Annotated in this window: 15 protein-coding genes; 8 read left to right on the plus strand and 7 right to left on the minus strand. The window is 61.3% G+C overall.

Features of this window, described 5'->3' with window-relative positions; all coding sequences use genetic code 11:
- From BLR85_RS26615 to BLR85_RS26630, 3 genes are all read left to right on the plus strand, one after another.
- Positions 1–75 (plus strand): EF-Tu C-terminal domain-related protein (locus BLR85_RS26615; protein WP_139188574.1); only part of this gene is annotated, 75 nt, incomplete at its 5' end.
- 262 nt (positions 76–337) lie between these two features.
- A complete protein-coding gene (gene rpmB, locus BLR85_RS26620) occupies positions 338–622 on the plus strand; it encodes a 50S ribosomal protein L28 (protein ID WP_093164524.1) in 285 nt (94 codons plus the stop codon).
- An 834-nt stretch (positions 623–1,456) separates the two neighbouring features.
- Positions 1,457–1,918: a copper chaperone PCu(A)C gene (locus BLR85_RS26630; RefSeq protein WP_093164529.1), complete on the plus strand. Its 462-nt coding sequence runs from the start codon at positions 1,457–1,459 to the stop codon at positions 1,916–1,918.
- Between the two features lie 48 nt (positions 1,919–1,966).
- On the opposite strand, the gene BLR85_RS26635 is transcribed toward BLR85_RS26630, so the two are convergent.
- A complete protein-coding gene (locus tag BLR85_RS26635; RefSeq protein WP_093164531.1) occupies positions 1,967–2,662 on the minus strand; it encodes an NAD-dependent deacylase in 696 nt (231 codons plus the stop codon).
- 153 nt (positions 2,663–2,815) lie between these two features.
- On the opposite strand from BLR85_RS26635, the gene BLR85_RS26640 reads away from it, so the two are divergent.
- Complete coding sequence (locus BLR85_RS26640; RefSeq protein WP_093164534.1) at positions 2,816–3,292, plus strand: low molecular weight protein-tyrosine-phosphatase; 477 nt, start codon at positions 2,816–2,818, stop codon at positions 3,290–3,292.
- 61 nt (positions 3,293–3,353) lie between these two features.
- Here BLR85_RS26640 and BLR85_RS26645 read toward each other — a convergent pair whose 3' ends face one another.
- The 4 genes from BLR85_RS26645 to BLR85_RS26660 all read right to left on the minus strand — a co-directional run bounded on the left by BLR85_RS26645 (position 3,354) and on the right by BLR85_RS26660 (position 5,389).
- Positions 3,354–3,677 carry a hypothetical protein gene (locus BLR85_RS26645; protein WP_093164536.1) on the minus strand — a complete coding sequence of 108 codons (324 nt, stop codon included), beginning with the start codon at positions 3,675–3,677 and terminating at the stop codon, positions 3,354–3,356.
- A 302-nt stretch (positions 3,678–3,979) separates the two neighbouring features.
- Entirely contained in the window at positions 3,980–4,156 is a 177-nt protein-coding gene (locus BLR85_RS26650; RefSeq protein ID WP_093164538.1) for a CTP synthetase, read from the minus strand.
- A gap of 173 nt (positions 4,157–4,329) precedes the next feature.
- On the minus strand, positions 4,330–4,746 hold the full coding sequence (locus BLR85_RS26655; RefSeq protein ID WP_093164540.1) for a tetratricopeptide repeat protein: 417 nt from the start codon (positions 4,744–4,746) through the stop codon (positions 4,330–4,332).
- A 265-nt stretch (positions 4,747–5,011) separates the two neighbouring features.
- Positions 5,012–5,389, minus strand: a complete 378-nt coding sequence (locus BLR85_RS26660) for a hypothetical protein (protein ID WP_068314357.1) — start codon at positions 5,387–5,389, stop codon at positions 5,012–5,014.
- 236 nt (positions 5,390–5,625) lie between these two features.
- Here BLR85_RS26660 and BLR85_RS26665 point away from each other — a divergent pair, with 236 nt between their 5' ends.
- Together BLR85_RS26665 and BLR85_RS26670 are read left to right on the plus strand one after the other, a co-directional pair.
- Positions 5,626–6,057: a DsrE family protein gene (locus BLR85_RS26665; RefSeq protein ID WP_093164542.1), complete on the plus strand. Its 432-nt coding sequence runs from the start codon at positions 5,626–5,628 to the stop codon at positions 6,055–6,057.
- Between the two features lie 208 nt (positions 6,058–6,265).
- Entirely contained in the window at positions 6,266–6,694 is a 429-nt protein-coding gene (locus BLR85_RS26670; RefSeq protein WP_093164544.1) for a CBS domain-containing protein, read from the plus strand.
- Positions 6,695–6,745: 51 nt separating this feature from the next.
- Here BLR85_RS26670 and BLR85_RS26675 read toward each other — a convergent pair whose 3' ends face one another.
- Positions 6,746–7,075: a GYD domain-containing protein gene (locus BLR85_RS26675; protein ID WP_093164546.1), complete on the minus strand. Its 330-nt coding sequence runs from the start codon at positions 7,073–7,075 to the stop codon at positions 6,746–6,748.
- A 339-nt stretch (positions 7,076–7,414) separates the two neighbouring features.
- Between BLR85_RS26675 and BLR85_RS26680 the strand changes: the two genes are divergently transcribed.
- On the plus strand, positions 7,415–7,747 hold the full coding sequence (locus BLR85_RS26680) for a nuclear transport factor 2 family protein (RefSeq protein WP_093164548.1): 333 nt from the start codon (positions 7,415–7,417) through the stop codon (positions 7,745–7,747).
- A gap of 49 nt (positions 7,748–7,796) precedes the next feature.
- Here the strand turns inward: BLR85_RS26680 and lepA are convergent, their stop codons facing one another.
- The gene (gene lepA / locus BLR85_RS26685; RefSeq protein ID WP_170844794.1) at positions 7,797–9,596 is read right to left on the minus strand and encodes a translation elongation factor 4; all 1,800 of its coding nucleotides are present in this window, start codon (positions 9,594–9,596) and stop codon (positions 7,797–7,799) included.
- A 274-nt stretch (positions 9,597–9,870) separates the two neighbouring features.
- On the opposite strand from lepA, the gene tnpA reads away from it, so the two are divergent.
- On the plus strand, positions 9,871–10,074 hold a 204-nt coding region (gene tnpA / locus BLR85_RS26690), incomplete at its 3' end, for an IS200/IS605 family transposase (protein ID WP_139188573.1).

Genomic DNA, 10,074 nt, shown 5'->3' on the forward strand with positions numbered 1-10,074 from the left:
GAGAAGCTCCGCTTCGCCATCCGCGAAGGCGGCCGCACCGTCGGCGCCGGCGTCGTCTCCAAGATCCTCGAGTAATCTCTCGAACGATCGACGAAGTCAGGGCCGCCCTTCGGGGCGGCCTTTCTTTTGTTTTCAGTCTCTTGAAGATCGGTTTCCGCGCCTTTCGAGCCAGCATCCCAGCGCTGCGTCACAAGTGTGTCACCGGCTGCAGGGGAATCGGGTTGACAGCATCGCGCGCATGTAATTAAAGGCCCGAACGGAATTCGTGGCGCCCCGGTCGTATAACCATGGGATTGGGAAGCGCCGCTATTGTCATTCGAACGTCGAGGAAAAAACCATGTCGCGTGTCTGCGAACTGACCGGTAAAGGCCCGATGGTTGGCAACAACGTCAGCCACGCCAATAACAGGACCAAGCGGCGCTTCCTGCCGAACCTGCAGGATGTGACCCTGATCTCCGATGCCCTTGGGCGGAGCTTCAAGCTGAAGATCTCTAATGCTGCCCTGCGCTCCGTGGATCACCGCGGTGGCCTCGACGCCTTTCTGGCGAAGGCCGACGATGGCGATCTTTCGGCCAAGGCGCTGAAGATCAAGAAAGATGTCGCCAAGTCCCAAGCGGCCTGACGCTTTCATATCTTCGAGATGTGATCGGCCCCGCCACCTGGCGGGGTCTTTCGTTTTTTTTGGTGGACCCGCCCGAGCGGCGCGATCTGCATTGTAGGCTTCATTGCCAATCGAGGGCGCGCGCTTCGCGCGCGTGAACGATCCTGTGGATCGTGCCTCCGGCAGAGGTATTTGGAGAAAGATGATAACTGTCGGAGACTATCATCATCTTTCCGTAAATATCCTGGGGGGAGCGCTCGTATGAGCGCGGGGGGCAACGCCCCCCTTCAACATCTGAAAACCTCTTGAAGCGATCCAGCGAAGGATGGTCTGCAGTTTTGGTTGGGTACAGCCCGGGAGGCTATCGGCCCGTCTTGGTGACCGAAATTTCAGGCAAGAATCTGCTTTGCCTCCGCTCTCAGCGCCATTAGGTTGGCCGGAATGTTCTGCGCGCGCCTGTTTTCCCTGCTGCTCGTCCTGTCGATCGGTCTGTCGACCGTCGGCTTCGGCGTGGCCCGAGGACAGGCGCCTGCAACTGGACAGATGGTGATCTGTACCGGCATGGGGACCGTTACCCTTTCTGTAGATGCCGAGGGCAATCCGGTCGAAACGCACGTGCTCTGCCCGGACGCCGCGCTCGTGTCCTTTGCGGCGACCGCGATTGTATCCCCGACCGTCCAGCCGGTAGACGCGTCCCTCGTCTGGATGGACTGGCCTCGGGGAGTCCCGCTGAGGCGTGCGTTTCCTCTGCTAACCCGAGGTGCACGTGGTCCCCCGGTCTGAAAACGGGCCGTTCCTGCCCGGGTTTTAACGCGCGACCGTCAGACCAACGACCTTTCACGGATGGAGACAACAATGTCCCTCAAGACCATTCTTGCGGCCGCGGCCGCCTTTTCCCTTGCAACCCCGGCGCTCGCCGAGATCGAGATCAAGGATGCCTATGCCCGCGCCGCCATGCCCAACGCCAAGGCCGGCGCGGCGTTCATGCAAATCGTCAATACCGGTTCGCAGAGCGACCGCCTTGTCGGTGCCACCTCCGGGATCGCCATGAAAACCGAGCTGCACACCCATATCTCCGACGGCAATGGCATCATGAAGATGGTGCATGTCGAAGAGGGCTTCCCGATTCCCGCCGGTGGCATGCACATGCTCAAGCGCGGCGGAGACCACGTCATGTTCATGGGCCTCAAGGGGCCGATGAATGACGGCGAGAGCGTGACAGTGACGCTGAGTTTCGAGAAAGCCGGTGACGTGACGGTGGAGATCCCGATCGACCTTCAACGCAAGGAAGGCGAGATGAAGATGGGCGGCAACTGAGAATCGTCCCGGATGTCGGCCCTCCGGTCGGCATCCGGGTCCGCGAGGTTATCTGGCCGAGAGCAGCGCATCTACCCAGGCCGGAACGATGTCGCTTGCGGGGCCTTCGTGGCGCTCTTCGAACATGCCGCTAAGCTCCGACGCCTCCAGGTTCAACTCGACCGTATGTGCGCCCATGGCGTTCGCCTGCAGCACAAAGCCCGCTGCGGGAAAGACCTGGCCGGACGTGCCGATGGAGGCGAAGATATCGCATTCCGCAATGCGGCTCTCGATCAGGTCCATGTCATAAGGAATTTCCCCGAACCAGACCACGTCCGGCCGCGTGGCCGACTCACCGCATTCGGGACAGGGGTCCGAGGCCTGCATGCGCTTCGGTGCCTCCCAATGTGCGCCGCACTCGGCGCATTTGGCCTCCATCAGTTCACCATGCATGTGGATCACGTTCCGATGGCCGGCGCGCTCGTGCAGGTCGTCGATATTCTGGGTCACGAGGTCGACCCGTCCGGGCCACTCGCGTTCCAGCCGGGCCAGCGCGACATGGGCGGGATTGGGGGAGGCGGTCAGCAGGTTCGCGCGGCGATGATTGTAGAAATCATGCACAAGCGCGGGATTGCGGGCGAAGCCCTGCGGGGTAGCCACTTCTTGGAGGTCGTATTGGGACCAGACGCCGCCCACGTCCCGGAACGTGCCCAGTCCGCTTTCGGCGGAGATGCCCGCGCCCGTGAGAATGACAATCCGTTTCATGCCGGCCTCCAATTGCCGGGCGCCCGAACGGCGCCCACAACATGACAAAGACATCGACGCAGGCGGCGTCAATGGGTTGGAGGGTCGCGCGTAGGCGGTGCGGACCCGAGATGACGCCTTGACCCGCGGCCGCAGTCTGGGCAGGTCATTGCCATGACCCAGAACCAACCGCCCCGCCTCCTCTTCGTCTGCCTCGGAAATATCTGCCGTTCGCCCACGGCCGAAGGCGTGGCCCGTACGCTCGCCAGGAGGGCCGGTCTGAAGATCGAGGTCGACGGGGCAGGGACAGGAGCCTGGCATGTCGGAGAGCCGCCTGACAGGCGTATGCAGGCCGCTGCGCGCAAAGCTGGCTATGACCTGTCCTCCTTGCGTGCGCGGCGCACCCGGCAGGAGGATTTCGAGCGGTTCGACCTGATTCTCGCCATGGACGAGGAAAATGTCAGGGACCTGGAACGGCTGCGCCCGGCCGGCAACGACACCCCGGTCCGGCTGTTGCTGCCCTATGGATCACTCGGGTTGCGGGAAGTGCCGGACCCGTATTACGACGGCGGCTTCGACAAGGTGGTCCGAATGATCGAGGATGCCGTGGCAGCGCTTCTGGATCGGGTTGCCGAAGGAAAGCTCGACTGAGCCGGAAATGAAAAACGCCGCGCGGTTGTCGCGCGGCGTTTGCTTGGCACTGGAGGGCCGATTACTGGCAGATATTGCCGGCGCTCTGGCCAAAAGCCTTGTATCTTTTCCAGAATTCTTCGTGCCCGGCGCGGTCCGACTGGCGGATTTCCTGCGCGCGATGTGGGTCGGTGAAGAATTTCGCGGCCATCTTTTGTTCCTTGCGGGTCAGCATTTGGTCCGCAACCCGCTGGATGCAGTCGCAAAGCGGTTTTGAGGCCGCGCGGCGGTTCGACTTCAAACAGGCGCGCTCAATGGTTGAGCCCGCCTCCGCCGATGGGGCTGACATGACGCTCAGCGGTGCGGCGAGCGCGAGGACCAGGGCGGTATTGGTCAGGAATTTCATCTACTCTGCCTCGTTGAGATGCGCCCGTCCGTCTTGGTGCGGTTCGGGCCTGAACGGAGAGATATTGTCAGAAAACGCGGCGAATTTCAACTTTTGCAATTCGCGCATGCGCGTTGAGCGATCCGCCGCGCATTCCCGCAACAGGGGAAATGGCGCGGGTCTGTTCTTGCAAAAAGGACCGCGTTTTTTGGGGGCAGACTCAAACGGACGGCTGTTTTATCCGGAGGCCGGACCGTGCCTTCGGTGGGGTGCCTCTATCCGCGGCCGGCCCTGAAACAAGATTTTCGAGGAGGTTCGTCAGGTCAGGACAGCTTGCCCGCGACGACGTAGCTGATCGGTATGGCGGCCGCGAATCCGATTGCCGCGGCAATGACGATGGGGGTTTGGGTATCGAATCCGGCCACGAGAGCGGCGACAATCAGAATTCCGGCGACAGACGCGCCGATGATGACGAAAAGCAGCAGAGCAAGGCGGAACATCGGTATCTCCAGGCTGTGGAAAATTTCTGAAGATGTATTTTCAAAGCAGATTATGTTCCTTGACATGAGTCAAAGATTCATGTCGCACCGGTAGAGGAGGTTCTTAAAGGCGTAGCTCCAATTCGATCTTGCAAGGGCGGGGCAGGTCGACGGCCCGGCCCGCCCTCGCAAGGTCAGTACGAGAAGGTTCCGCCTTGTTCGATCGCCGAGCGAAGCGCGAATTCCGGCCACGAGGTGCGACCGCCGCGCATGCGGATCTCGGTGAGTTGCTCGCGTGCCGCCGGCAGGTTGCCCATCTCGACCAAGGCCTGTCCCATGTAGGAGCGCACAAGCAGGTTGTCGGGGTTCTTCTCCAGCGCGGCGCGGTAATACGCCATCCCGGCATCCACATCGCCGGTCTTGCGGGCGAGGAAGCCGCGATAGGTCAGAACGCGGTCGCTGTCCTGTTCGGACATGGCGTCGAGCGCGGCGATGGCATCCCCGTATTGCCCGGCATAGGCAAACTCGCGCACCGCGTCGTAGCGGTTGTCGTCATCCAGCCGGGAGTCCTTCGGGGCGACGCATTTCCCCGTGGCGGCGTCGAATATCATCCCGCTCTGGCAGGTCTTTGTCGTATCTGTCGGGGTGGGCGGGGTGCTGCTGTCCGAACCCGCGGCGTGGGCAAGGAGTGCAGGGCAAGGGAAAGTGCAAGCGTGCTGGCCAATAGGCGCATGGGAATCTCCTGTTCGCGATAATGCGAGCAGTATGCCTCACCTTGGCCGTTTCCCGATGCATTCTGTGATCACGCTGCCGTGAAGGACCGGAATCAGAAAGGAGCGCCCGAAGGCGCTCCCGAATGGTGATGTTGGCGGCGGGTTAGCCGACCACGTTGTAGCCACGCTGGCGCATGCAGTTCCGGATGATGACTTCCTTCTTCTGCTGCTGCTGTACGGCGCCGCTGATCGTGCCGGCAGCCGCACCGACCAGCGCTGCGTCGCGAACATTCGTGCCCCGGTTGTTGAAGACCGCGGTGGTGCCGCCGGCAATCGCCGCGCCGGCCAGCGCCTGTTCGCCTGTCGTCGAGGAGAAAGCGCCTTGTTGCGAGGCGAGCGCCTGGCACTGGGCGAGGTCGTTGGAGTAATTCGGGTTCGTGTTGGCGCCGTCGATGACGGGAACGTAGTTGGCGCCGGAGGTTGCGCAAGCGGCTGTGAGACCGGCGAGAGCGATGGCAGAAATGAACTTGGCGAGGCGCATGGAATGGCCCTTTCGTCAGCAATTAAAACTGGTTCGGACGGAGCGGGTTAAGGCGCCGCCATTCAGAGTGTAGCGCGAAAGCCCCCGTCGAAACAACGCGTACATTGCCTGAATCCACGAAGTTCCGCGGTTCAACTCTCCCGCGCGTCGATACCTGACATGCAAATATTCGCAAGATTGTGGATTTTGACCCGCCGGCAGCCTAACCTGTCAGGGCGAACAGATGGGAGGACATCATGAAAACGATCATGGGCGCGCTTGGCGTGTCATTGCTGGCGACATGCGCGCTGGCTGAGGGTGCATTGCACAAGGTTGCCATCCACGTGAACCAGAACGACCCGGCGGTATTGAACATGGCTCTGAACAATGTTCAGAACCTCAACGCCTATTACATGGAGCAGGGCGATAACGTGGAGATCGAACTCGTCGCCTACGGGCCGGGCCTGAACATGTTCGTTCCGGGCAAGTCGCCTGTTGCGGATCGCGTGTCGACCATGGGGCTGGAGATGGAGAACCTGAAATTCTCCGCCTGCGGTAATACGCTCCAGAAAATGTCCGCCAAGGCGGGCGCGGACATCGTCCTGATGGACGAGGCGCAGGTGGTTCCCTCCGGCGTCGTGCGCCTGATCGAGTTGCAGCAGCAGGGCTACGCTTACGTGCGGCCCTGACCGCCAGCCAGCTGAAGCCGCCGGCCGGGATATCTGGCCGGCGCGCACCGGCCTTGTGCCTTTCGCCGCGCAAGCGGTGCCACTTCCTGGGTTGACCCATGTCATTGACCCCATGTCGGCTTGTGGGATCTGATGAAACTGGAAGCCGGCCCGGGCGCTAAAGGGCGCGGCCGGGCCGCCGTAACACCCCGATATTGGAGGAGATGCGATGACGACGGTTGAACACATTCTCGACGTGAAAGGACGCGGCGTATTCTCCGTTGACGTCGACGCCATGGTGCTGGACGCGCTGAAGCTGATGGCGGAGGCGGATGTCGGCTCGGTCATGGTGATGGATGGCGAGCGTATCGCCGGGATCTTTACCGAGAGGCAATATGCGCGGCGGGTGTTCCTCCTCGGACGCGCCTCGCCGGTCACGCCGGTGCGCGAGGTCATGGAGACGGATGTCATCTGCGTGCGCCCGGAGAAGAGCGCGGAAGACTGCATGGCGCTGATGAGCGAAAAACGCCTCCGCCATCTGCCGGTTGTAAAGGATGGAGAATTGCTGGGGCTGGTCTCTATCGGTGATCTGCTCAAGAGCGCCATTGCTGACCGCGAATTCCATATCGACCAGTTGGTGGAATATGTCGGCCACTGACACCCGGGCCACGCGCGTGCGCGCGCGCCCCGGGTCATTTCGGTGCGCCGGTCAGCCGGGCGGTGAATAGGCGGCCGCCATGGTCGCGGCTTTCTGCTGCATCCCGAGAAGCTCTTCAGATGTGAAAGCGCGCTGCGTCTGCAGGTTGCTGGCTGCCCCCGAAGCGCCGGCCACGATAAGCGCGCTCATAAGGTTGGTCACGTCGTCGACGGACGCGATGATGATGAAATCGGACGGACCGGTGGTGGCATAGTAGGCCTCCATCGTGCCGCCCGCCGCCTCGACCAGCGCCCTGGTGGCCGCACCGCGGTCGCTCGGGTTGGTCAGCATCCCCTTGGCGGCGGCTTGGGTGTAATTCCCTGTGATGATGAAACGTGGCATGGGTGTCCTCCCTGAAAACCGGGACCCGGAGTCCGATCTGCACCATGCGGATCTTGTGTCGTCCGCGGTCCCTTTGGGGAGAATAGCATAGTTGGATGACGTGGGATTAGAAGTGAATGCAGGACCGATTCTCGGTCGTCTCAGTCGCTTCAGAAAAGGGCTTTGAACCCCGCTTCGCGTTTCGTCCGGATGCCCGTGCGGGCCCCTCCCTGTCTTGTCCGCCCGTCAAGGCGCGGTTCGAACGAGCCGAAACCAGACCGCAAAGAATCGTTGCGGCATCACGGGAAACCCAGTCATCGTTTTCCTTACGTTAGGGAAACTTTAGGACAGGAGCGCGAAATGGCAGTTTTTGAAGTGATGAACGCAGCGGTACAGAACCGGGATGCGCAGGGCTATCTGGATATCTATTCCGATGACGCCGTCTTCGTTCGGCATCAAAGCGGCACCACCATGAACAAGGCGGATTTCTCCGCGTTGATCCAGAAGATGATGGCCTCCGACAAGACAGTGATGGGACCGCGCCGCAAGATCTACGAGAACGACGACATTCTCGTGTTCCACTCGATCAACGACTATCCCGACGGGACGCGAGAAGCCGTCCTGATGGCTTGTACGCTGAAGGATGGCAAAATCACCCGGGTTGAGACCGGGGCGACCCCGCTGGACAAGTAAATTGAAAGGCAGTTCTGCTTGAGCCGGTTCACACCGGCTCCCGCGGACCTCAGGAATCCATCTTGAGAGCGTTGATGAACGCTTCCTGCGGGATATCCACCTTGCCGAACTGGCGCATCTTCTTCTTGCCGGCTTTCTGCTTTTCCAGAAGCTTCTTCTTACGGGTGGCATCGCCGCCATAGCATTTCGCCGTCACGTCCTTGCGCATCGCCGAGAGTGTCTCGCGTGCGATAACCCGGCCGCCGATGGCCGCCTGGATTGGGATCTTGAACATGTGGCGCGGGATCAGCTCCTTCAACTTTTCGCACATCGCGCGGCCACGCATCTCGGCCCGGTCGCGGTGCACCATCATTGAAAGCGCATCTACAGGTTCTTCGTTTACCAGCACGGACATCTTGACCAAATTGTCGGTCCGGTAGCCCGCAAGCTGGTAATCGAAACTGGCATAACCCTTGGAGATCGATTTCAGGCGATCATAAAAATCGAACACCACCTCGTTCAACGGCAGGTCATAGACCACCATCGCGCGGGAGCCGGCATAGGTGAGGTCCTGCTGGATGCCGCGGCGCTCCTGGCAGAGCTTGAGCACGTCGCCGAGATACTCGTCGGGCACCATAATCGTCGCCTTGATGCGCGGCTCGTCGATATGGTCGATTTCGGCGGGGTCCGGCATGTCGGCGGGGTTGTGCAGCTCGATCTGCCTGCCGTCGCGCATGTGGATCTGGTAGATCACGCTCGGCGCGGTGGTGATCAGCTCGATATCGTATTCGCGTTCGATCCGGTCGCGGATGACCTCCAGATGCAGCAGGCCGAGGAAACCGCAGCGGAAGCCGAAGCCGAGCGCGGCGGAAGTCTCCATTTCGTAGGTGAAGGAGGCGTCGTTCAGCGCGAGCTTCTCGATCGCGGTGCGCAGGTCTTCGAACTCGGCATTGTCGACCGGGAAGAGGCCACAGAAAACCACCGGCTGCGAGGGTTTGAAGCCCGGCAGAGGCTTCTCGCAGGGTTTCTTCTGATGCGTGATGGTGTCGCCGACGCGGGTGTCGCGGACCTGCTTGATCGAGGCGGTCAGTATGCCGATCTCACCCGGGCCAAGCTCCGCGATGTCCTGCATCTTGGGGCGCAGCACGGCGAGCTTGTCGACGCCGTATTTCGCGCCGGTCTGCATCATCAGGATGTTGTCGCCCTTCTTGATGACGCCATCCATGACACGGATCATGACGACGACGCCGAGATAGGCATCGTACCAGCTATCGACCAGCATCGCCTTGAGCGGCGCGTCGCGGTCCCCGGTGGGCGCGGGAAGGCGTTTGACGATGGCCTCCAGAACGTCCGGAATGCCGATGCCGGTCTTGGCCGAGATCAGGCAGGCATCGCTTGCGTCGATGCCAATCACGTCCTCGATCTGCTCGGCGATGCGCTCGGGCTCGGCGGCGGGCAGATCGATCTTGTTCAGAACCGGGACGATCTCGTGGTTGGCCTCGATGGCGGTATATACATTCGCCAGCGTCTGCGCCTCGACGCCCTGGGTGGCGTCCACTACCAGCAGCGAGCCTTCGACCGCGCGCATGGAGCGGGAGACTTCATAGGCGAAGTCCACATGGCCGGGTGTGTCGATCAGGTTCAAGATATAGGTCCGACCGTCCTTCGCCGGGTACTCGATACGGACCGAGTTGGCCTTGATCGTGATGCCACGCTCGCGCTCGATATCCATCGAGTCGAGAATCTGTTCCTGCATGTCGCGCTCGGCCACGGTTCCGGTCAACTGGATGAGCCGGTCGGCAAGCGTGGACTTGCCGTGGTCGATATGGGCGACGATGGAGAAATTACGGATATGGGTCAGGTCGGTCATGGACGGCATATGCGGCTGAATGGGGCGGCGGTCAAGGTGGGATAGATGTTGGGCGCAAGAGGACGGATTTCTTGTCCGATAGTCGCTCGGTCCGGTTTCGGAAATGGTTGAACGGCTTCGCTGCTTCGAGCTGCTTTCAGTCTCCACGTCTGGGTGCGAACCCTCCGACTTCCAGTCGGATCGGCTTCAGCGCGAAGAATCAGCTTATGCTCTTATCCTCCCGAAAATGAGCCGCCCGGTCAGGGCAAAGGCTCATTTTCGGGAGGATAAGAGCATGCAATACGACACGGGCAAGCATTGCGTCTTCTATCACCGCTACCACATCGTCTGGTCGACGAAGTACCGCTTTAAGGTGCTGACCGGCACCTTGCGGCTGCGGGTCCGCGACATTTGCCGCCAGGTGTGCCGGGAGAATGAGGTCGAAATCTTGCGCGGGGTTCTGTCGAGCGACCACGTCCACATGTTTGTGTCGGTGCCG

The organism is Aliiruegeria lutimaris, from assembly GCF_900099935.1.
GTDB classification, from domain to species: Bacteria; Pseudomonadota; Alphaproteobacteria; order Rhodobacterales; family Rhodobacteraceae; genus Tropicimonas; species Tropicimonas lutimaris.

Bases quoted from the DNA above. Each gene is read 5' to 3' on its own strand.
- rpmB (WP_093164524.1), top strand. From the start codon at position 338: ATGTCGCGTGTCTGCGAACTGACCGGTAAAGGCCCGATGGTTGGCAAC.
- BLR85_RS26630 (WP_093164529.1), top strand. From the start codon at position 1,457: ATGTCCCTCAAGACCATTCTTGCGGCCGCGGCCGCCTTTTCCCTTGCA.
- BLR85_RS26635 (WP_093164531.1), bottom strand. From the start codon at position 2,662: ATGAAACGGATTGTCATTCTCACGGGCGCGGGCATCTCCGCCGAAAGC.
- BLR85_RS26640 (WP_093164534.1), top strand. From the start codon at position 2,816: ATGACCCAGAACCAACCGCCCCGCCTCCTCTTCGTCTGCCTCGGAAAT.
- BLR85_RS26645 (WP_093164536.1), bottom strand. From the start codon at position 3,677: ATGAAATTCCTGACCAATACCGCCCTGGTCCTCGCGCTCGCCGCACCG.
- BLR85_RS26650 (WP_093164538.1), bottom strand. From the start codon at position 4,156: ATGTTCCGCCTTGCTCTGCTGCTTTTCGTCATCATCGGCGCGTCTGTC.
- BLR85_RS26655 (WP_093164540.1), bottom strand. From the start codon at position 4,746: ATGATATTCGACGCCGCCACGGGGAAATGCGTCGCCCCGAAGGACTCC.
- BLR85_RS26660 (WP_068314357.1), bottom strand. From the start codon at position 5,389: ATGCGCCTCGCCAAGTTCATTTCTGCCATCGCTCTCGCCGGTCTCACA.
- BLR85_RS26665 (WP_093164542.1), top strand. From the start codon at position 5,626: ATGAAAACGATCATGGGCGCGCTTGGCGTGTCATTGCTGGCGACATGC.
- BLR85_RS26670 (WP_093164544.1), top strand. From the start codon at position 6,266: ATGACGACGGTTGAACACATTCTCGACGTGAAAGGACGCGGCGTATTC.
- BLR85_RS26675 (WP_093164546.1), bottom strand. From the start codon at position 7,075: ATGCCACGTTTCATCATCACAGGGAATTACACCCAAGCCGCCGCCAAG.
- BLR85_RS26680 (WP_093164548.1), top strand. From the start codon at position 7,415: ATGGCAGTTTTTGAAGTGATGAACGCAGCGGTACAGAACCGGGATGCG.
- lepA (WP_170844794.1), bottom strand. From the start codon at position 9,596: ATGACCGACCTGACCCATATCCGTAATTTCTCCATCGTCGCCCATATC.